This is a genomic window from Micromonospora ferruginea (assembly GCF_013694245.2).
GTDB classification, from domain to species: Bacteria; Actinomycetota; Actinomycetes; order Mycobacteriales; family Micromonosporaceae; genus Micromonospora; species Micromonospora robiginosa.
This window is the reverse complement of sequence record NZ_CP059322.2, coordinates 3,324,492-3,345,677: the sequence shown is the minus strand read 5'-3', so window position 1 is coordinate 3,345,677 and position 21,186 is coordinate 3,324,492. Positions and strand designations below refer to the sequence as shown.

16 protein-coding genes are annotated in these 21,186 nt (G+C 72.4%); 9 read left to right on the top strand and 7 right to left on the bottom strand.

The window, feature by feature from the left end; translation table 11 throughout:
• Window positions 1-79: 79 nt before the first annotated feature.
• From glgB to glgA, 4 genes are all read right to left on the bottom strand, one after another.
• Complete coding sequence (glgB, locus tag H1D33_RS14325; protein ID WP_181567596.1) at window positions 80-2,182, bottom strand: 1,4-alpha-glucan branching protein GlgB; 2,103 nt, start codon at window positions 2,180-2,182, stop codon at window positions 80-82.
• The gene (locus H1D33_RS14320) at window positions 2,170-4,266 is read right to left on the bottom strand and encodes an alpha-1,4-glucan--maltose-1-phosphate maltosyltransferase (RefSeq protein WP_181567597.1); all 2,097 of its coding nucleotides are present in this window, start codon (window positions 4,264-4,266) and stop codon (window positions 2,170-2,172) included. The genes glgB and H1D33_RS14320 overlap by 13 nt, the downstream gene beginning before the upstream one ends.
• 9 nt (window positions 4,267-4,275) lie before the next feature.
• Window positions 4,276-5,094: a class I SAM-dependent methyltransferase gene (locus H1D33_RS14315; RefSeq protein WP_181567598.1), complete on the bottom strand. Its 819-nt coding sequence runs from the start codon at window positions 5,092-5,094 to the stop codon at window positions 4,276-4,278.
• Window positions 5,095-5,165: 71 nt separating this feature from the next.
• The gene (glgA, locus tag H1D33_RS14310; protein WP_246411371.1) at window positions 5,166-6,371 is read right to left on the bottom strand and encodes a glycogen synthase; all 1,206 of its coding nucleotides are present in this window, start codon (window positions 6,369-6,371) and stop codon (window positions 5,166-5,168) included.
• A gap of 94 nt (window positions 6,372-6,465) precedes the next feature.
• Here glgA and glgC point away from each other — a divergent pair, with 94 nt between their 5' ends.
• Window positions 6,466-7,698 (top strand): glucose-1-phosphate adenylyltransferase, encoded by a 1,233-nt coding sequence (glgC, locus tag H1D33_RS14305; protein WP_181567599.1) that lies wholly within the window; start codon window positions 6,466-6,468, stop codon window positions 7,696-7,698.
• Between the two features lie 34 nt (window positions 7,699-7,732).
• Window positions 7,733-9,373, top strand: a complete 1,641-nt coding sequence (pgm, locus tag H1D33_RS14300; protein WP_181567600.1) for a phosphoglucomutase (alpha-D-glucose-1,6-bisphosphate-dependent) — start codon at window positions 7,733-7,735, stop codon at window positions 9,371-9,373.
• A gap of 4 nt (window positions 9,374-9,377) precedes the next feature.
• Here pgm and H1D33_RS14295 read toward each other — a convergent pair whose 3' ends face one another.
• Window positions 9,378-10,307, bottom strand: a complete 930-nt coding sequence (locus H1D33_RS14295; protein ID WP_181567601.1) for an NAD(+)/NADH kinase — start codon at window positions 10,305-10,307, stop codon at window positions 9,378-9,380.
• 149 nt (window positions 10,308-10,456) lie between these two features.
• On the opposite strand from H1D33_RS14295, the gene H1D33_RS14290 reads away from it, so the two are divergent.
• The 4 genes from H1D33_RS14290 to H1D33_RS14275 all read left to right on the top strand — a co-directional run bounded on the left by H1D33_RS14290 (window position 10,457) and on the right by H1D33_RS14275 (window position 15,393).
• Window positions 10,457-11,185 carry a sugar phosphate nucleotidyltransferase gene (locus tag H1D33_RS14290; RefSeq protein WP_181567602.1) on the top strand — a complete coding sequence of 243 codons (729 nt, stop codon included), beginning with the start codon at window positions 10,457-10,459 and terminating at the stop codon, window positions 11,183-11,185.
• Window positions 11,186-11,294: 109 nt separating this feature from the next.
• The gene (locus H1D33_RS14285; RefSeq protein ID WP_181567603.1) at window positions 11,295-12,626 is read left to right on the top strand and encodes an O-antigen ligase family protein; all 1,332 of its coding nucleotides are present in this window, start codon (window positions 11,295-11,297) and stop codon (window positions 12,624-12,626) included.
• The gene (locus H1D33_RS14280; protein ID WP_307755416.1) at window positions 12,554-13,951 is read left to right on the top strand and encodes a lipopolysaccharide biosynthesis protein; all 1,398 of its coding nucleotides are present in this window, start codon (window positions 12,554-12,556) and stop codon (window positions 13,949-13,951) included. The genes H1D33_RS14285 and H1D33_RS14280 overlap by 73 nt, the downstream gene beginning before the upstream one ends.
• A gap of 92 nt (window positions 13,952-14,043) precedes the next feature.
• Window positions 14,044-15,393 carry a glycosyltransferase gene (locus tag H1D33_RS14275; RefSeq protein ID WP_181567605.1) on the top strand — a complete coding sequence of 450 codons (1,350 nt, stop codon included), beginning with the start codon at window positions 14,044-14,046 and terminating at the stop codon, window positions 15,391-15,393.
• 126 nt (window positions 15,394-15,519) lie between these two features.
• Here the strand turns inward: H1D33_RS14275 and H1D33_RS14270 are convergent, their stop codons facing one another.
• Window positions 15,520-16,233 (bottom strand): sugar transferase, encoded by a 714-nt coding sequence (locus tag H1D33_RS14270; RefSeq protein ID WP_181567606.1) that lies wholly within the window; start codon window positions 16,231-16,233, stop codon window positions 15,520-15,522.
• The gene (locus tag H1D33_RS14265; RefSeq protein WP_246411373.1) at window positions 16,230-17,531 is read right to left on the bottom strand and encodes a glycosyltransferase; all 1,302 of its coding nucleotides are present in this window, start codon (window positions 17,529-17,531) and stop codon (window positions 16,230-16,232) included. Before H1D33_RS14265 ends, H1D33_RS14270 begins: the two co-directional genes overlap by 4 nt.
• Window positions 17,532-17,852: 321 nt before the next feature.
• Between H1D33_RS14265 and H1D33_RS14260 the strand changes: the two genes are divergently transcribed.
• The 3 genes from H1D33_RS14260 to H1D33_RS14250 are packed head-to-tail and all read left to right on the top strand — an operon-like array spanning window position 17,853 to window position 21,102.
• Complete coding sequence (locus H1D33_RS14260) at window positions 17,853-18,764, top strand: NAD-dependent epimerase/dehydratase family protein (RefSeq protein ID WP_181567607.1); 912 nt, start codon at window positions 17,853-17,855, stop codon at window positions 18,762-18,764.
• Window positions 18,765-18,766: 2 nt separating this feature from the next.
• The gene (locus H1D33_RS14255; protein ID WP_414685524.1) at window positions 18,767-20,095 is read left to right on the top strand and encodes a nucleotide sugar dehydrogenase; all 1,329 of its coding nucleotides are present in this window, start codon (window positions 18,767-18,769) and stop codon (window positions 20,093-20,095) included.
• Window positions 20,095-21,102: an NAD-dependent epimerase/dehydratase family protein gene (locus H1D33_RS14250; RefSeq protein ID WP_181567609.1), complete on the top strand. Its 1,008-nt coding sequence runs from the start codon at window positions 20,095-20,097 to the stop codon at window positions 21,100-21,102. The genes H1D33_RS14255 and H1D33_RS14250 overlap by 1 nt, the downstream gene beginning before the upstream one ends.
• Window positions 21,103-21,186 lie beyond the last annotated feature (84 nt).

The following is a 21,186-nucleotide window of genomic DNA, read 5'->3' as shown; positions in this document are numbered from 1 at the left end:
TATACCTCTGAGTCATGCCTATGCCTCAGAGGTATACCGACCAAGAGTGATGTGCCTTTGACGGCGGCTACGGAGGGTGTCAGCCCTGGCGGAGCCAGAGCACGCCCAGCGGCGGCACCCGCAGCGCCACCGACGCCGGCATGCCGTGCCACGGGGTGTTCTCCGCGTGCACCTCGCCGAGGTTGCCCACCCCCGACCCGCCGTAGTGGTGGGCGTCGGTGTTCAGCGCCTCGGTCCACGTGCCGCCGGCCGGCAGGCCGATCCGGTAGTCCTCCAGCGGCCCCGCGGAGAAGTTCGCCACGCAGACGAGCGTCCGACCGTCGGGGGCGATCCGGATGAACGACACCGTGTTGTTGGCGACGTCGTCGCCGGCGATCCAGCGGAAGCCGGCCGGGTCGGTGTCCTGCGCCCAGAGCGCCGGGGTGGCCCGGTAGGCGCGGTTCAGGTCGGCGACCAGGCGTTGCACGCCGGCGCGGGCCGGGTCGTGGGTCAGGTACCAGTCGAGGCCGCGTTCCTCGCTCCACTCCCGGTCGTCGGCCAGCTCGCAGCCCATGAAGAGCAACTGCTTGCCGGGATGCGCCCACATGTACGCCAGCAGCGCCCGCACGGTCGCCAGCCGCTGCCAGGTGTCGCCGGGCATCTTGCCGGCGAGGGAGCCCTTGCCGTGCACGACCTCGTCGTGGCTGATCGGCAGCACGTAGTTCTCGCTCCACGCGTACGCCAGGGAGAACGTGAGCTGGTGGTGGTGGTGCTGGCGGTAGATCGGGTCCTTCGAGGTGTAGAGCAGGGTGTCGTGCATCCAGCCCATGTTCCACTTGAACCCGAAGCCGAGCCCGCCGTCGGAGGTCGGCCGGGTGACGCCCGGCCAGGCGGTGGACTCCTCGGCGATCATGAGCACGCCCGGGTGGTGCCGGTAGACGGTGGCGTTGACCTCCTGGAGCAGCGCGATGGCCTCCAGGTTCTCCCGGCCGCCGTGCACGTTCGGGGCCCACTGCCCGTCGTCGCGGGAGTAGTCGAGGTAGAGCATCGAGGCCACCGCGTCGACCCGCAGCCCGTCGACGTGGAACTCGTCGAGCCAGTAGAGCGCGTTGGCGACCAGGAAGTTGCGCACCTCGTTGCGGCCGAAGTCGAAGACGTACGTGCCCCAGTCGGGGTGCTCGCCGCGACGCGGGTCGGGGTGCTCGTAGAGCGGGGTGCCGTCGAAGCGGGCGAGCGCCCACTCGTCCTTGGGGAAGTGCGCCGGCACCCAGTCGAGGATCACCCCGATGCCGGCGGCGTGCAGCCGGTCGACCAGGTGACGGAAGTCGTCCGGGTCGCCGAAGCGCGCGGTGGGCGCGTAGTAGCCGGTGACCTGGTAACCCCACGAGCCGCCGAACGGGTGCTCCATCACCGGCAGGAGCTCCACGTGGGTGAAGCCCATCTCGGTGACGTACGCGGTCAACTGCTCGGCCAGCTCGCGGTAGCCGAGGCCGGGTCGCCACGAACCCAGGTGCACCTCGTAGACGCTCATCGGCTCCTCGTGCGGCCGCCGCGCCGCCCGCCGCTCCAGCCAGCCCGCGTCGCCCCACTCGTACCGGGAATCGTGCACCACCGACGCGGTGGCCGGCGGCACCTCGGTGCGGATGGCCATCGGGTCGGCCTTGTCCCGCCACCGGCCGTCGGCGCCCAGGATGCGGTACTTGTAGCGGCTGCCGGCCGGCACGCCGGGCAGGAAGATCTCCCACACCCCGCTGGAGCCGAGCGAGCGCATCGGCCAGCCGTCGTCCGGCCCCCAGCCGGTCGCGTCGCCGACCACCCGCACGCCGCGGGCGTTGGGCGCCCACACGGTGAACGCCACGCCCTCGTCGAAGACCCGGGCGCCCAGCGCCGCCCAGAGCCGCTCGTGCCGCCCCTCGCCGATCAGGTGCAGGTCCAGCTCGCCGAGCGTGGGCGGATAACGGTACGGGTCGTCGAGCGTGGCGCCGTCCACCTCGACCCGGTAGTCGGACACCTCGCCGGGGAGCACCGCCTCGAACACGCCGGCGTCGTGCACCCGCTTCATCGGGTGCCGGTCGCCGTCGACCAGCAGCGTCACCTCGCCGGCGCCCCGGCGCAGCGTCCGGATCGTGGTGCTCCCGTCGGCTGGGTGCGCGCCGAGCACGGCGTGCGGGTCGTACGCCTCACCGGCGATCAACTGGTCCATCGTGCGTCGTCCTTCTCGGCCGGTGCGGTCGGTGCGGTGCCGCCGGACAACTCGGCGGGTACGTCCTCGACGGTCAGGTCGGGCGCGGCCGGGCGGGCCGGCTCGTCGGCGGTCGGCGGCGCCGGGCGGCGCACCGTGAGCACGTGCGCCGGTTGCAGGTACGGGTCGAGGCGCACCGCGTTGCGCTGCCCCCAGGCGTACTCCGCGCCGGTCAGCTCGTCGCGCACGGTGAACCGCTCGTGCCAGTCGAAGCCGAGCGCCGGCATGTCCAGCGTGGTGTTGCCCCACTGCACCGTGCGGGAGTCGAACGAGCAGACCACGATCACCGTGTTGCCGGTCTCCGGGTCGTGCTTCGACCAGCACAGCAGCGCCGGGTTGTCGATGTCGTGGAAGCGCAGGTTGCGGAGCTGGTGCAGGGCCGGGTTGTCGCGGCGGACCCGGTTGAGCGTGGTGATGAACGGTGCCAGCGAGCGCCCGCGCGCCAGCGCGCCGTCGAAGTCCCGGGGCCGCAGCTCGTACTTTTCGTTGTCCAGGTATTCCTCGGCGCCGGGGCGGGCGACGTGCTCGAACAGCTCGAAGCCCGCGTACATGCCCCAGGAGGGGGAGAGCAGCGCCGCCAGCACCGCCCGGATCTTGAACATCGGCGGCCCGCCGTGCTGCAACGACGAGTGCAGGATGTCCGGCGTGTTGGGCCAGAAGTTCGGCCGCATCCAGTCGGCGGAGGCGACCAGCTCCTCGCAGTACTCCCGCATCTCGGCGGCCGTCGTGCGCCAGGTGAAATAGGTGTACGACTGGGTGAAGCCGACCTTGCCGAGCCCGTGCATGATCGCCGGCCGGGTGAACGCCTCGGCGAGGAACAGCACGTCCGGGTCGACGCGCTTCACCTCGGCGATGAGCCAGTGCCAGAAGTCGAACGGCTTGGTGTGCGGATTGTCGACCCGGAAGATCTTCACGCCCTCGCCGACCCAGTGCCGGACCACCCGCAGCACCTCGGCGCGGATGCCCTCCGGGTCGTTGTCGAAGTTCAGCGGATAGATGTCCTGGTACTTCTTCGGCGGGTTCTCCGCGTACGCGATGCTGCCGTCGGCGCGGGTGGTGAACCACTCCGGATGCTCGGCCACCCACGGGTGGTCCGGCGCGCACTGCAACGCCAGGTCCATCGCCACCTCCAGGCCCTGCTCGGCGGCCGCCGCGACGAAGTCACGGAAGTCCGCAGGCGTACCCAGGTCGGGGTGGATGGCGTCGTGGCCGCCCTCGTCCGCGCCGATCGCCCACGGCGAGCCGACGTCGTCCGGCCCGGCGGTGAGCGCGTTGTTGCGCCCCTTGCGGTTGACCCGGCCGATCGGGTGGATCGGCGGCAGGTAGAGCACGTCGAAGCCCATCGCGGCGACACCCGGCAGGCGGTCGAGCGCGGTGACGAAGGTGCCGGAGCGGGCCGGCGCGTCGACGGTCGCCGGGACCGCGCCCTCGGAGCGGGGGAAGAATTCGTACCAGGCGGAGAAGAGTGCCCGCGGACGGTCCACCCACAGCGTGCGCTCGTCGCCGGTGGTCACCAGCTCGCGCACCGGGTACGCCCAGAGCAGCGGCGCCAGGTCGAGCGCCGCGCTGACCCGCCGGGGAAGGTCGATCTCCTCGTCGCCCAGCGCGCGCGCGGCCTCGCGTACCCGATCGCGGTCGGCCTTCGGCACCAGCCCGAGCGCGGCGGTCAGCACCCGCGCGCCCTCGGCCAGGTCGTTGGCCAGCTCGGTCGGACCCTGGCCGGCGGCGAGCTTCTTGGTCACCGCGTTCTGCCAGGTGAGGTAGGGATCCTGGAACGCCTCGACGGTGAACCGCCACTCGCCGACCGCGTCCGGGGTGATGGTGGCGTGCCAGCGGTCCTGCCCCGGCTCGCCGGGACGCATCCGGGTGAACGGCCGCGCCGCGCCGTCCGGGCCGAGCCACACCACGTTGCAGCCGAGCGCGTCGTGGCCCTCGCGGTAGGCCCGGGCCGACACCGGTACGACCTCGCCGACCACCGCCTTGGCCGGGTAGCGACCGCAGGCGACGACGGGGGAGACGTCTTCGATCGGGAACCGTCCAGTCACCCGCCCAACCTACTGCGCGAGATCCTCTCGCGCTCGGCGGCAACCGCCGAAGCACCGGATCGCGCGGTCGGTTGCCGTTGCCGTCGGTGGGTGGAACGTCCAGCCCGCCCGCTGCGCGACGAACACGAACTCCCGTCCGGGGCGGTCGGGCGCCTGGCGCACGTCGCGCACCCGGTAGCCGGAGGCGACCAGGCTCGACTCGATCTCGTCGCGGTCGCGGAACCGCAGCGTCGAGTCCGAGCTGAGCTCCGTCCCGTCGGCGACGAACCGGTAGGTGAGGCGGAAGGAGACCAGCGGCAGGTCGACGTCGGTGACGACGAGGCGCTGTTCCACCGGCCCGACGCCGGGCACGTCCCGGGTCTCCGGGCCGGTCTCCGCCGCCCACTCCTCCCAGGCGCGCCGTTCGGGTCTCCGGGTCTCGAAGACGAGGTGCCCGCCCGGGCGGAGCGCGGCGTGGACGCCCTGGAGCATCCGCGTCCAGTCGGCGTCGGTCAGGAAGACCTGCGCCACGTTCCCGGTCATGGTGGCCAGGTCGACGTCGAGCGCCGGCAGCGTCGTGGCGTCGCCGTGGAGCCAGCGGACCTGGCCGGCCTCGTCCTTGGCCCGGGCGACGTCGAGGGACGCCTCGGCCGGGTCGACGCCGATGACCGTGTGACCGTGCCGGGCGAGCAGGACCGCCAGCGACCCGGTCCCGCAGCCGACGTCGAGCACCGTGCGTGCGCCCAGCTCGTCCGCGACCGCCAGGTAGGCGGCCAGGTCGTCGCGGTCGCCGTCGAACGCGTCGTAGACCGACGCGAGGCGCGGATGGGCGAAGATCGCATCAGGCATCCGGCGAAGCTACCCACCACCGCGAACCGGTCGACACCTGTTAACCGGGGGCCCCGCCTCTACCAAAAGCGTTAAGCGGGGGCCCCGCCTTTCACGGAGTCGTAGACGGCGAGGGTCTGGTCGGCGATCGCGGACCAGGAGAAGTGCTCCACCGCTCGCCGGCGGCCCGCCGCGCCGAACGCGGCGATCCGTGCCGGGTCGGCCAGCAGCTCGTTCATCCGGGCGGCCAGGTCGGCCACGAAACGCTCCGGGTCCAGCGGCGTGCCGGAGCCGTCGCCGGCCTGCTCGATCGGCACCAGCAGCCCGGTCTCGCCGTCGGCCACCACCTCGGGGATGCCGCCGGTGGCGGTGGCCACCACGGCGGTCTCGCAGGCCATCGCCTCCAGGTTGACGATGCCCATCGGCTCGTAGACGGACGGGCAGACGAAGATCGTGGCGTGCGTGAGCACCTGGATCACCTCGTGCTTGGGCAGCATCGCCGCCACCCACACCACGCCGGAGCGCGTCGCCCGCAGCTCGGCGGCCAGCTCCTCGACCTCCGCGCCGATCTCCGGGGTGTCCGGCGCGCCGGCCAGCAGCACCAACTGGGTGTCGGCGGGCAGCTCCCGAGCCGCCCGCAGCAGGTAGGGCAGGCCCTTCTGCCGGGTGATCCGCCCGACGTAGACCACGCTGGGGCGGGCCGGGTCGATGCCGAGCCGGTCGAGCACGTCGGTGCCCCGGTCCGGGGCGTACTGCGCGGTGTCGATGCCGTTGTAGACCACCCGAACCCGGTCCGGGTTGACCTGCGGGTAGGCGGTGAGCACGTCGCGGCGCATGCCCGCGCTCACCGCGATGATCGCGTCGGCGGCCTCGAACGCGGTCCGCTCGCACCAGGAGGAGAGCGCGTAGCCGCCGCCGAGCTGCTCGGCCTTCCACGGGCGCAGCGGCTCCAGGCTGTGCGCGCTGACCACGTGCGGCACCCCGTGCAGCAGCTTCGCGGTGTGCCCGGCGAGGTTCGCGTACCAGGTGTGGCTGTGCACCACGTCGGTGCCGGCGGTGCCGGCGGCCATCTCCAGGTCGACGCCCATCACCCGTAGCGCGGCGTTCGCGCCGGCCAGCCCGGCCGGCTCGGGGTACGCCGTCACGCCCGGGGAGTCGCGCGGCGCGCCGAAGCAGTGCACCCGCACCTCGGCGAGCCGGCGCAGCTCCCGGGCCAGGTATTCCACGTGCACCCCGGCGCCGCCGTAGACCTCCGGCGGGTATTCACGGGTGAGCAGGTCGACGCGCAACGGTGCCATGCCCGCACCCTAGTGCAGAGTGCCGGATCGCACCGGGTGCGCAAGTGTGGGCGTCCGAGTGGTGAAGTCGCGTCGGGGTGGATAGCGTCTGACCATGGCTGCCAAGGTGCTCGCGATCGTCCTGGCCGGCGGGGAGGGCAAGCGCCTCATGCCCCTGACCACCGACCGGGCGAAGCCGGCCGTCCCCTTCGGCGGGATGTACCGCATGGTCGACTTCGTCCTCTCCAACCTGGCGAACGCCGGCTTTCTCAAGATCGTCGTGCTGACCCAGTACAAGTCGCACTCGCTGGACCGTCACATCACCAAGACCTGGCGGATGTCGACGCTGCTCGGCAACTACGTCACGCCGGTGCCGGCGCAGCAGCGCCGCGGCCCGTGGTGGTTCGCCGGCTCGGCCGACGCGATCTACCAGAGCTTCAACCTGATCAACGACGAGCAGCCGGACCACGTGATCGTCTTCGGCGCGGACCACATCTACCGGATGGATCCCCGGCAGATGGTGGAGGACCACATCGCCTCCGGCGCCGGGGTGACCGTGGCCGGCATCCGCCAGCCGCTGTCGATGGCCGACCAGTTCGGCGTGATCGAGGTCGGCGAGGACGGCAAGCGGATCCGGGCGTTCCGGGAGAAGCCCACCGACGCGGTGGGGCTGCCCGACTCGCCGGGCGAGATCTACGCGTCGATGGGCAACTACGTGTTCAGCACCCGGGCGCTCTGTGAGGCGGTCGAGCGCGACGCGGAGGACAAGACCAGCAAGCACGACATGGGCGGCAGCATCATCCCGATGCTTGTCGAGCGCGGCGAGGCCAACGTCTACGACTTCAAGGACAACGACGTGCCGGGCAGCACCGACCGCGACCGCGGCTACTGGCGCGACGTGGGGACGCTCGACTCGTTCTACGACGCGCACATGGATCTGATCAACGTGCACCCGGTGTTCAACCTCTACAACTTCGACTGGCCGATCTACACCGACCAGCCGCCGTACCCGCCGGCCAAGTTCGTCCACCAGTGGGGCGAACGGGTGGGGCGGGCGGTCGGCTCGATGGTCTCGCCCGGGGCGGTGATCTCCGGCTCGCTGGTGGAGAACTCGATCGTCTCGCCGAAGGTCAAGGTGCACTCCTGGGCGCACGTCGACGGGGCGGTGCTGATGGAAGGCGTCGAGATCGGCCGGCACGCGGTCGTCCGGCGGGCGATCCTGGACAAGAACGTCTACGTTCCGGAGGGCGCCGAGATCGGCGTCGACCTGGAGAAGGACCGCCAGCGCTACACCGTGTCCGACAACGGCATCGTCGTCATCGGCAAGGGTCAGCGCGTCGAGCCCTGACCGGCCCCACCCATCTGACGAGGAGGATCCCGCAGTGGCCCACCCCCGTGCCGGGCAGCCCGCCGAGCCCGCCGACCTGGTCGACGTGCCCCGGCTGGTCACCGCCTACTACGCCGAGCACCCGGACCCGAGCGACCCGGCGCAGCAGGTCTCCTTCGGCACCTCCGGGCACCGCGGGTCGAGCCTGCGCAACGCGTTCAACTCCGACCACATCGTCGCGGTGACCCAGGCGCTCTGCGACTACCGGCGGGAGCAGGGCCTGGACGGGCCGCTGTTCCTGGCCCGGGACAGCCACGCGCTGTCCGCGCCGGCCGAGGCCGACGCGCTGGAGGTGCTCGCCGCCAACGGCGTCACCGTGCTGCGCGACAGCCGCGACGGCTACACCCCGACCCCGGCGGCCTCGCACGCCATCCTCACCCACAACCGGGGCCGCACGTCCGGCCTCGCCGACGGCGTCGTGATCACCCCGTCGCACAACCCGCCGTCCGACGGCGGGTTCAAGTACAACCCCACCAACGGCGGGCCCGCCGACACCGACGTCACGAAGTGGATCCAGGACCGCGCGAACGCCATCCTCGCCGCCGGGCTCAAGGAGGTGAAGCGCATCCCGTACGCGCGGGCGCGCGCCGCGGACACCACCGGGGAGTACGACTTCCTCGCCCACTACGTCGACGACCTGCCCGCCGCACTGGACATCGACGCGATCCGGGACGCCGGGGTGCGCATCGGCGCCGACCCGATGGGCGGGGCGAGCGTGGCGTACTGGGGGGAGATCGCCGAGCGGCACCGCCTCGACCTCACGGTGATCAACCCGGAGGTGGACCCGACCTGGCGGTTCATGACCCTCGACGGCGACGGCAAGATCCGGATGGACTGCTCCTCGCCGAACGCGATGGCCTCGCTGATCGCCGCCCGCGACAGGTTCCAGGTCTCCACCGGCAACGACGCCGACGCCGACCGGCACGGCATCGTCACGCCGGACGGCGGGCTGATGAACCCCAACCACTACCTGGCGGTGGCGATCGGCCACCTGTTCCGTACCCGGGACCGGTGGAGCCCGGCCGCGGCGGTGGGCAAGACGCTCGTCTCCTCCTCGATGATCGACCGCGTCGCGGCCGACCTGGGCCGGACCCTGCTGGAGGTGCCGGTCGGGTTCAAGTGGTTCGTGCCCGGCCTGCTCGACGGCTCGGTCGGCTTCGGCGGTGAGGAGAGCGCCGGCGCGTCCTTCCTGCGCCGCGACGGCAGCACCTGGACCACCGACAAGGACGGCATCCTGCTCTGCCTGCTCGCCGCCGAGATCATCGCCACCACCGGGCGGACGCCGAGCGAGCACTGGGCCGAGCTGGCCGAGAAGTTCGGCGCGCCGGCCTACGCGCGGATCGACGCCCCGGCCGGGCGGGAGGAGAAGGCGGTCCTGGCGAAGCTCTCGCCGGAGCAGGTCAGCGCGACCGAGCTGGCCGGCGAGCCGATCACCGCGGTGCTGACCAGCGCGCCGGGCAACGGCGCCGCGATCGGCGGGCTGAAGGTGACCACCGAGTCGGGCTGGTTCGCCGCCCGGCCGTCCGGCACCGAGGACGTCTACAAGATCTATGCCGAGTCGTTCCAGGGTCCGGAGCACCTGGCCCGGATCCAGGACGAGGCCAAGTCGCTGGTCGACGGCGTGCTCGGCGGCTGAGGCGTCACCGGGGCGGGGGCAGCTCGCGGCGGTTGAGCTGCTCCCGCAATCCGTCCGGCAGCAGCTCGCGGAGCTGGTCGGGCAGCAGCGGCAGGTCCAGCAGGCTCAGCTTGAGCTGGTTGCGTTCCTGGTAGCGGCGGGGGTCGAGCCGGACCACCTGGCCGGCGTCGCGGACGTAGCGCACGTGCACCGAGCCGCCGGTCGCCGCCTGGCGGATCAACAGCCCGTCCATCTCCACCGCCACCGGCGCCGAGTCGGGCCGCAGCTCCAGGTGCACGCTCTCGTGCGGGGAGAGCAGCACCGAGCGGGAGATCCCGGCCATCGGGGCCGACGGCGTCACCACCAGCGCCTCCGTCGCCGGCGAGATCAGCGGCCCGCCGGCGGCGTAGCTGTACGCGGTGGAGCCGGTCGGCGTGCTCACCACCAGCGCGTCGCACCGGTAGTAGCCGTACTGCTGGCCGTCCACGGCCAGGGTGGCGGTGACGAAGCCGGCCCCGGGTTGCCGGACCAGCGCGATGTCGTTGAACGCCACCACGTCGTCGCCGCACACGTCGCAGGCCAGGCAGGCGTGCGACTCGACGGTGAAGTCGTGCGCGACCAGCCGTTCCAGCGCCCGGGGCAGGTCCGGCGGCTGCACCTCGACCAGGAAGCCCACCCGACCCAGGTGCACGCCGAGCACCGGCTTCGGGTCGCGCACCGCCATCCGCAGCGCGCCGAGCATGGTGCCGTCCCCGCCGATGCTGATCAGCGCGTCGCAGCGGGCGGCCAACTCGCCGCCCGGCACCGCCTCCACCGACGCCGGCACCCGGTGCCGGTCCTCCGCGCGTACCGCGAGGGTCTTGCCGTGCCGGCCGGCCCAGTCCGTGATGATCCCGACGACCTCGGCCACGTCCCGGGTGGGGTGCAGCACCAGCCCGAACACGTAGCCCGCCACGGGTACAGCTCACCACAGCGACGCGCGGGCCGCTGGACTTACCGGAAGGCGCGGAGCCGGGAAAGTGCCCCCGAACAGGTGATTTCCGTACCCAAGCGCGGATCCGGCTCGTTGAACGCGAGGTGGAGCGGGGGACGAGTGGAGAGCCGATGCATGTCGTGATCATGGCCGGCGGCGCGGGGGTTCGGCTGCGGCCCTACACCTCCACGTTGCCGAAGCCGCTCGTGCCGATCGGGGAGAGCTACGCGATCCTCGAGATCGTGCTGCGTCAACTCGCCGACCGTGGCTTCACCCACGTGACGTTGGCGATCAACCACCTCGGCGCGTTGATCCGGGCGTTCGTCGGCGACGGCTCCCGCTTCGGTCTGAACGTCGACTACGTCGAGGAGGACAAGCCGCTGTCGACCATCGGGCCGCTCTTCGGGATCCGGCATCGCCTGCCCGAGCACTTCCTGGTGATGAACGGCGACGTGCTCACCGATCTCGACTACGCCGACCTGCTGGCGACTCACGCGCGCTCGGGCGCGCCGCTGACGGTCGCCACCTACCGGCGCACCGTCAAGATCGACTTCGGGGTGTTGGAGCTGGCCGGCGACAAGATCACCTCATTCGCCGAGAAGCCGGTCCTGCACTACCGGGTGAGCATGGGTGTCTACGGGCTCTCCCGGGACACCATCGCCCGCTACCCGGTGGGGCAACCCTTCGGGTTCGACCAACTGGTGCTCGACCTGTTGGGTCGGGGGGAGCCGCCGGCCGGCTACGAGTTCGACGGCTACTGGCTCGACATCGGGCGGCCCGAGGACTACGACGAGGCCAACCGGTGCTTCGCCGATGTCCGGGACATGCTGCTGCCCGTCGGCGCACCGGCACGGGCATGACCGGAGTGGGGCTCCTCGGCCGTCACGGCCCCGTCGGGCACCGTCATCGGCCGCCGTCGGGACCGGTCTTCGTCAGCACAAGCGGTTCTGCCCGGAAGGAACGTGCGAGATGGTGATGATCGGCGGCCGTGTCCCGACGGCCGCGGGCGGACCGATCGGGCTGGAGCGGACGCCGCCGCAGGCCACCGCGGCCTCGGCCGTGGTGCGGGCCGTCGCCGTGGTGGCTCTTCTCAACTTCGACCTGTTTCCGCGCCTGGTCGGCCGGGGACTCCTGATCACCGCGGTGGTCCTGGCGGTTCCGTTGCTCCTGCACGACATCCTCAGCGGGCAGTCGCGGGCGAGGATGGTGGTGTGCGCGGTGTTGACGACCTTCGGGATCCTTGCCCTGCCGCCGATCCTCGAGCCACCCCAGACGGAGTACGGCCAGCAGAAGTTCTTCCTCCTGGTGACTCTGACGATGTTCGCCGCTCTGGCGGTCGCGGTGCTGCGAGGGCGACGGGACGTCGAGGCTTTCGCCGCGGTGTTCGTCGTGTCCGGTCTGGTGCTTGCGGTCGCCGCTCTGGTCGGTGACCCGGAGAACGGCCGGGCGACCGGGTTCGGCGCCAACCCGATCTGGGTCGCGAGGGCGATCGGTGGCGCGATCGTGGCGCTCATCTGGCTGTCTCTCAAGAAGCGGCTGTCCGTCTGGTGGACCGCGGGCGCGGCGGCGCTGCTCCTCCTCGGCCTGTTCGCGACCGGCTCCCGGGGGCCGTTGCTGGCGGCGGTGGTGGCCCTCTTCGTGCTCGTGCTCGCCGGGCTCCGGCTGAAGATCCGCCGGACCCGCCGCGAATGGGTCGGCCTGGGGCTGATGGGTGCTCTGGTGGTGACGGTGATCGCCCTGCCGTCACTGCTGCCCCCGAGGGTGTACGCGTTCGTGGTCGACCCGAGCGAGGAGTTGCACGGCAGTGCGCGGGCCGCGATGCGCGACGTCACCCTGCCGATGATCGCCGAGCACCCCGGCGGCGTAGGCGTCGGCAACTGGAGCTACTACGCCGACATGCCGATGCACAACTACCCGCACAACCTGTGGCTCGAGCTGCCGGCGGAGTCGGGCTGGTGGGTGGCGGGCGCCTTCGCGCTGGCCGTCGTGGTGGTGGCCGTCGGGCTCTGGCGCTCGAGCCGGCGTGACCCCGCCGCCGGGTTCGCGCTCGCTCTGGTGACGTTCTACGCGGTTGCCGTCTCGACGTCCGGCGACATCAACGGCGACCGTCCACTGTTCGCCGCGCTGGCCCTCGGAGTGCTCGTACTCGCCGGCGCGACCCGCGCGACCTCCCGACGTCCCGGCGTCCCCTCGACCCGGCACCCGGCGGTCGGTGGTGCCGACGCCTCGTGGCGCCTCGTGCCGCTCGCGGGGGAGGCCGGGGCGCGTCGGCAGACCGGACCGTCGAAGGTCGTCGGGTGAGGTGGCGGGCATCCGCATGGCCGACGCTGTCGGCGGGCCGGCGAGGGGTCATCAGCGTTGCCGCCGGATCCGCGGGTGGGCAGGTTCTCGCCCTGGCGGCTGCGCCCCTGCTGGCCAGGCTCTACCGCCCCGCTGACTTCGGCCATCTCACCGTCGTCGCCGCGTTGGCGGTCACCGTCGGCACGGTGGCGGCGCTCCGGTTCGAGATGGCGATCCCGTTGGCCGAACAGGAGAGCGTCGCCCGCGCGCTGGTGGGCCTCGGCCTCGTCGCGGTGTGCGCGACCGCCGGCCTGGGCTCGGTCCTGGTGCTGCTGGCCGGCGACGAGGTGGCCCGGTGGTTCGGTCAGCCGGAGCTGGCGCCCTGGCTGTGGGTGGTCCCACCCTCCGCCGCGGCGATGGGTGTGGTCCTCGTGCTCAACCAACTCGCCGTCCGACACCGTCGGTACGGGGCGATCGGACGGCGCAACCTGTTCCAGTCCGCCGGTGTCGTGGTCACGCAGATCGTGGCCGGTGTCGCGGGTCTGCGTACCGGCGGACTGACACTGGGGTTCGGGTTCGGTCAGGTGGTGGCCGCCGTCGTCCTTCTCCGGGACGCGAGCGGGCAGGGCGTGGCGGTGAAGGCGGACCACGGACCTCGGCGGCTGCTGGCGGTGGCTCGACGGTATCGGCGGTTTCCGCTCCTCATGGCTCCGTCCGGTCTGCTCAACATCCTCGGCACCCAGCTCCCGGTCCTGCTCATCGCGTTCTGGTACGGGAGCGCCGTCGCCGGTTGGTTGGGGTTGACCCAGCGGGTGATCGCGATGCCAGCCGCCCTGGTGGCCTCTGCCGTCGCCCAGGTCTATCTGGCGGAGATCGCCCGGACCGCCCGCGAGGCACCCGCCGGGAGCCGGCGAGTCTTCGTGAGCGCGAGCCGGAAGCTGGCGTTGATCGCGGCCGTCAGCGCGCTTGCCGTCGTGGTCGGCGCGCCGGGGGTGTTCTCCCTGATATTCGGGCCGCAGTGGCACAGCAGCGGCAGCTTCGCGCAGGGCATGGCCGTCTTCATGGCCGCTCAGTTCATCGCGTCCCCGCTCTCGCAGACCCTGGTCGTGTTCGAGCGGCAGGGGCTGCAACTCGCCTGGGACGTCGGCCGACTTGTCGCGGTCGCCGGAGCGGTCTCGCTGGTGGCGCTGCTCGGTGGTTCTCCGCTGGTCGCGATCTGGGCGTTCGGCATCGCCGGCGCCCTGACCTACGGCGTCGGCTGGCTGATGTCGCTTCGGGTGGTGACGGTGGCCAGCCGGGCCGGACGTGAGTCGCGTTCCCGGCCGCAGCTCGTGCCACAGAGTTGAGGCGCCTCGGCGCGGCAGCTTGATCTTCTGCCACGTCTTCGCATGGAAAGACTCGTTGATCCTTTGCCGGGCCAGAAAGGAGTGTGCGGATCGTGACCGAGACACCGGGAGATTCCGGTACGACGCGGCGTCTGCTGATCGTGTCCTACCACTTTCCACCCGCGGAGACGGTCGGTGCCCGAAGGCCCGCGGCCCTGGCCGCGTTCGCTCACCATCACGGCTGGGACGTGCGGGTGCTGACCGCCATCGGTGCGGACCAGGGTGGCGAACGGACCCCGCTGCCCGAGGCGCAGGTGATCCGCGCCCTGCCCTCGCCCCGGATTCCCCGGCCCACCTCCACGGCGGGCGCGCCGACGGACGGCGGTTCCGCCGGACGGACGCCGCCACTGAGCCGGCTGCGGGCCGGCGTGAGACACGCGCTCGTGCGCGCCGGCCTGGAGGTCCTCGTTCCCGACGCGCAGGTCAACTGGATCCGTCCGGCCATCCGCGCCTTCCGTGCGGCGGTGGGCGAGTGGCGTCCCGATGTCGTCCTGGTGTCGGGCCCGCCGTTCTCCGGCTTCCTGGTCGCGGCGTCGATCGCTCGGCGGTTGCGCGTGCCCTGGGTCGCCGACTACCGGGATCTCTGGTCCGTCGGGAACGAGTACTGGGTGCGGTCCGCGCCGCGCCGGGCGATCGACGAGAGCCTGGAGCGACGCGTGCTGCGGTCGGTGACGACCTGTGTGACCGTGTCGGAGCCGCTGGCGGAGACGGTTCGCCGGACGTTCGGGGTGGACACCCGAGTGGTGATGAACGGCATCGACCGCAGGCCCGTGCCGGCGGAGTCCGCCCACGCGGTGCCGCTCGGTGACGGTCAGGGCCGTGCCACGTTGACGCTGGCGCACACCGGATACGTCTACCCGGGACGCCGCGACCCCGGTCCGTTGCTCGACGCGATCGCCCTGCTCGGGCCGGATGCCGCCCGGGTGCACGTGGTCTTCGCCGGGGTGGATCACGGGATCGTCCGCGCCGCCGTCGAGCGCGCCGGGGTCGCCGACTCGGTGACCCTCCTCGGGCAGGTGTCGCAGGAGAAGTCCTGGCGCGTCCAGGCGGACGCCGACGCGCTCGTCCTGCTCATGTGGAACGACCCCCGTGACGCCGGGACGGTCACCGGCAAGATCTTCGACTACCTCCAGGCCCGGCGTCCGATCCTGCTTCTCGGGTACGAGGGCGGGGTGGCGGCGAAGCTGCTGCGGGACCGGGGCGCCGGGGTCGTGCGCAACGAACCGGCGATGATCGCGGCCCAACTGCGGGAGTGGCTCGACGTCAAGGAGCGGACGGGCCGGTTGCCGGTCGTGCCGGCCACCGCGACCGAAGGTCTGTTCCGCGAGGACCAGCTCGGCCCCTACCTGGAGATCCTGCGGGAGGCCGCGGACGGGAAGGCCCGTCGCCGCCTGCCGATCTGATCCGCCCCTACCTCCAAGAAGCGCTCCCCGCACCGGCTCGGTGCGGGGAGCGTTTCTCTTGCCGGTCGGCGTGCTGGGGTCCGGGCGACCGCGACCGCGACCGGTGCCGGGTCGGGGCCGGACGGGTCAGCTCCGGGGCACGCTCGGAAGGATGTGCGCCGTCGGACCGGCGGATCGGCTGCCGACCGCGAGCCAGGCCCGCCGTTCCGCGTCCAGGTCGACCGTCCGGGCCCGCGCGGTGGCCGAGGCGCCGGTGCCGACGAGCACCGCCCGGGCGGTGCGCAGGAGGATCCGCAGGTCCAGCCCGAGCGACCGCTCCCGGACGTACCGGACGTCAAGCGCGAGCCGCTCGTCCCAGGTCAGGCCGTTGCGCCCGCTGATCTGCACCAGACCGGTGAGGCCCGGGCGGACCAGGAACCGCTGCCGTTCGCGCTCGGTGTACCAGGGGTCGTACTGAGGCACCAGGGGGCGCGGGCCGACCAGGCTCAGGTCGCCGCGCAGCACGTTCCACAACTGCGGCAGTTCGTCGATGCTGAGGCGTCGCAGCAGCCGGCCCGTCGGTGGACAGCGGACCGCGTCGGGCAGCAGCTCGCCGTCCGCGTCCCGGTCGTCGGTCATCGTGCGCAGCTTGTAGATCCGGAACGATCGGCCGTGCCGTCCGGTGCGTTCCTGCACGAAGAAGACCGGTGCACCGATCCGCAGCAGCACCGCCAGCGTGGCGGCCGCCAGGAGCGGCGTGGTCAGCAGGAGCGCCAGGACAGCGATGGTCAGGTCGACGGCGCGCTTGGCCACCTCGTCGCCCCGCGGACCGAGCAGGCGGGTACGACCCGTGGTGCTCATCGGGTGACCTCCGTACGTGCGGGCTCGCCGACCTGACCGCGCCGGGCGGCGGTGGCTCGCTCCAGGATGGTGACCACCTCACGGGCGGCCGGACGATGGTCGAAGTGCCGGACGGCGAGTTCCCGGGCCCGGATGCCCCGGGACGCCAACGTGCCGGCGCGGAATTCCGCGTACGCGGCGCCCAGGGCGGCGGCCAGTGCGGACGGATCGTCGCGCGGCACCACCCAGCCCGAGTCCCGGGTGACGGTCTCCGGCAGTCCGCCGGCGTCGCTGACGACACTCGGCACCGCCATCGCGCTCGCCTCCACGGAGGCGCCGTGCCCCTCCGACAGGGACGGACTGACGCTGAGGTCGGCCGCCTGGTAGTGGAGGCGGACGTCGTCGACGGAGTCGAACCAGGTGACGGTGGGGTCACCGGCGACGCCGTACCGCTCGATCAGGTCCCGACGCAGGCGCTGCGCCTCGGCGCCGAGGCCGCCACCGACGAGCATCAGGTGGGCCTGGGGCGCGGTGGTCCGGAAGTGGCGCCAGGCCTCCAGCAGGACGTCGTGTCCCTTGATCGGCCGGCCGCGAGCCACCAGCCGCTTCGCCGGATAGACGTAGGCGACCATGAGGACGAGCAGCACGTCCTCGGCGACGCCGAGGTCGGCTCGCGCCTTGGCGCGTTGCTCACGTCGCGCCCGCTGGACCGCGCGGGCGTCCACCACCGGGTCGTGGTGCTCGTCGGGCACGGGGCTGAGGCGTGCGGTGTCGATGCCGCAGGTGACCACGGGGCGGCGGGGTGTCGGGACGCCGAGGGCCGCGTAGCACCGTGACGTGTAGGCGGTGCCGCAGACGATGACGTCGTCCAGCCGCCAGAGCAGCCGCTCGAACCGGCGGATCAGCGGTGACTCCAGGAACAGCGGGCCGACCACGGTGTGTGCCCGGGTCAGCGGCAGGCCCAGACCGGCGAGTCGACCCGCCAGGGCGGCCGCGTACAGGTGATAGTTCAGGACGTCCGGTCGCAGCCGGCGGAGCAGTCGGCGCAGTTGCCACAGGCCGCGCAGGGTGGCGGGGTCGGGGCGGAACCGGAACGAGAACGGTGAGTCGACGGTCCGGATGCCGTGCTCGGCGAGGCGCCGGGTGAGCTTGCCGTCGCCCGGCGGGAGCACGACCACGACCTCGTGGCCCCGCGCCGCCATGGCGCGGGCCGGCTGGACGATCCAGATCCCGCCCTCGTTCGTTTTGACCAGTATGACGATCCGCAGGGCGGGCGCGTCCTGCCTCGGGGAGGGCGGATCGGCGTCAGGTCTGCTCACGTCACGGGCCTCCAGCCAGTCGACGAAACGGCCGATATCCGTTGTATCAGCATGTGTGCTTGCTATCCGGCATTTCCGGACTTTAATGGCCGGTCGACCCAGGGGGGACGAGACCGGACGGACCCGGGTCGGGATGCGCGCGGCTATTTCGGCCCAGAACGCGCAACCGGAACATCCCGTCGGCGTTGAGCTGGCGTACCGACTGTCGTCCGGCCACTCGACCGGACCACCGTGAGCCGACCCGAGGGAGACGCCCGTGGGCGAGTCGAACCGCGCCCCGACACTCCGCCCGCCGATGCCACGCACGCCGCGGACGCCGGCATGAGCACGGTCCTGCTGTTCGGAGCGAACGGATTCCTGGGCCGGCACGTGCGGGACGCGTTGGCGCCGCACGCGTCCCTGGTCTGCCCGGGCCGTGCCGACTGCGATCTGTCGACGGCCGACGTCGCGCAGCTCACCGACCTGGTCCGGGGCGTCCGTCCGACCGCGGTGGTCAACTGCACCGGCCGTCTCGACGGCAGCGCGGAGCAACTGCTCCAGGCGCACACCCTGGTCACGGCCCGGCTCGTCGACGCGGTGGCCCAGGCCGCCCCCGGCGCCCGGCTGGTGCGACTCGGCTCCGCCGGTGAGTACGGGCAGGTGCCGGTCGGCCGGTCGGTGTCCGAGTCCGACCCGGCCCGACCGCTCGGCGCGTACGGCCTCAGCCATCTCACCGCCACCCGGCTCATGGAGCTGGCAGCCGGCCGGCTCGACGCCGTGGTGCTGCGGGTGTTCAACCCGATCGGTCCCGGCCTGCCGGCCACGGGTGTGCTCGGTCGGGTGGCACGTCTGCTCGCGGACGCGAGGCGGTCCGGAGCCCACCGGATCGAGCTGGGCCCGCTGCACGCGTACCGGGACTTCGTGGACGTGCGGGACGTCGCTCTCGCGGTCCGGGCCGCCGTGCTCGCCCCGCCGCTGCCCCGGGTCGTCTACAACATCGGCAGCGGCACCGCCGTGTCGGTCCGGGAGGTGGTGAACGCCCTCGCCGCCGAGGCGGGCTTCGCCGGGACGGTGGCGGAGACGTCACCCGCTCCCGGCGCCGAGCGTTCGGCCGGCGTGCCCTGGATCCGGGCCGACGTCACCGCAGCCCGGCGGCACCTGGGCTGGTCGCCGCTGCTGGACCTCGCCGAGACCCTTCGTGCCGTGTGGACCGAGGCGTCGGACGAACCTTCTCTCACCTCCTCGAAAGGATGACCGTGTACCACAGAATCGGAATCGTCGGGCTCGGCTACGTCGGTGTGACGCTCGCCGCCGCGCTGGCGGACAAGGGATACCGGGTGCACGGGGTGGACGCCCAGCCCCGGGTCCGCCAGGCGTTGCGCGCGGGGCGTCCGCATCTGTACGAGCCCGGCGTCGAGGAGGTGTTCGCCCGGCACGTGGGCCGAACCCTGCTGGTGGACGAGCACCTCCCGGCCGACGTGGACGCCGTCGTGCTCTGCGTCTCCACCCCGGTCGACGAAGAGACCCACGAGCCCCGGTTGGAGAACCTGGCGCAGGCGGCGGCGTCCGTCGCACGGACCTGCCGGCCCGGCACCCTGGTCGTGGTGCGGAGCACCGTGCCGGTGGGCACCACCAGGCGGGTCGTGCTGCCCGTGTTGACCGAGGCGTGGGGCGCCGACGTCCGGCTGGTCATGGCGCCGGAGCGGACCATCCAGGGCCAGGCGTTGCGGGAACTGGTCGAGCTGCCCCAGGTGGTCGGTGCGCTGGACGACGCCAGCGCCGAGGCGGGACAGGCGTTCCTCGGCGGGCTCGTCCGCCAGCTCGTGCCGGTGTCCAGCCTCGAGGCCGCGGAGTTGGTGAAGCTCGCCAACAACTGCCACACGGACCTGATCTACTCGTTCGGCAACGAACTGGCGCTGATCGCCGGACGACACGGCCTCGATCCGCTGGAGGTGATCGCCGCCGCCAACGTCGACTACCCCCGCCCCGACCTGGCCCGGCCGGGTTACGTCGGCGGCGGGTGCCTGTCCAAGGACCCGTATCTGATGATCGCGAGCGCGCAGGCGGAGCCGCCGTTCCTGGTCGGCCCCGCGCGCCGGCTCAACGAGCACCTGCCGGCGCACGTCGCCGGCGAGGTCGTCGAGCTGGTCCGGCAGGCCCACGGCTCCACCCGGAACGCCACCCTCGCCGTGCTGGGCTGGGCCTACAAGGGCTGGCCGCCCACCGACGACATGCGAGGCGCCCCGGTCGTCGCGATGCTCGAAACCTTCCGAGCGGCCGGAATGACCGTCCTCGGCCACGATCCGATGGTCGCGGCCGAGGTGATCCGCGATCTGGGCGCCGAGCCGATCAGCCTGGACAAGGCGTTCGCGGACGCGGACGCGGTGCTGGTCCTGACCGACCACCCGGACTACCGCGCCCTTCCGGTGGGGTCGCTGCTCGCCGGCACGCCGGTGCGGCTGGTCTTCGACTCGTGGCGGATCCTTGACGAGGCGGCCGTCCGGGCGAGCGGCGTCCGCTATGCCGGGATCGGCTACCGGGCGCCCACGTCGCCCGCCCGACGGGAGCGGGAGGTGTCCGCCTGATGCGCGCACTGATTCTGGGTGGCGCCGGCTTCATCGGTCTGCACCTGGCGGAACGCCTGGTCGGGGACGGCCACCGCGTGGTCCTGGTCGACGACTTCTCCCGTGGCCGCGCCGACGAGCGGTTGTCCGCGATCGGCCGGGACCCGGCGGTCGAGGTCCGCTCGGCGGACTTGACCACCGAGTCGGCCTGGAAGACGCTGCCCCGCGACGTGGACCAGGTCTACCTGCTCGCTGCGGTGGTCGGCGTCCGCAACGTCGAGGCGGATCCCACCCGGGTGCTTCGGGTCAACACCCTGACCGCGCTGCACCTGGTCGACTGGGTGCGCCCCGGACACCAGATCTTCTTCAGTTCCACCAGCGAGGTGTACGCGGGCGGGGTGGACGCCGGCGTGGTCCCGGTTCCCACCGCCGAGGACGTGCCGCTGATGATCGCCGACGTGAAGTCGCCCCGGTTGGCCTACGCGGTCAGCAAGCTCACCGGCGAGGCGTTGGTGCTGCACGGTGTCCACGCCCGCGGCGCCACCGCCGTGGTCGGTCGGTTCCACAACGTGTACGGACCGCGGATGGGGAGCGACCACGTCATCCCCGAGATGACCCTGCGGGCGCTCTCCGGCGAGGATCCCTTCCGGGTCTGGGGCGCCGACCAGCACCGCGCGTTCTGCCACGTCGACGACGCCGTCGAGGCGGTCGTCCGGCTGATGGAGACCCCGGCGGCGCACGGGGAGATCGTGCATCTCGGCAACGACCGGGAGGAGACCAACATCGCCGACCTGGCCCGGCTGGTCCTCTCCATGGCCGGCAGCACGGCGTCGGTCCGGGTGCTGCCCGCGCCCGCCCGTTCGGTGCACCGGCGCCGGCCGGACCTGGGCAAGCTGCGTCGACTCACCGGTTACGAACCCGCGGTACCGCTCGTCGAAGGCGTCCGACGGACCTTCGAGTGGTACCGGGAGCAGTCGGCGGCGGCCGGCGCCGGTTCGCCCCACGCGGTCGCTCCGGCGAGCCGCTGACCGGCGCGACCCGACCGGGTCCGCGACGACGAGACGGGTGGTCCCCGTGGGTCCTCCGGGACCCGGCGGGGACCACCCGTCCGT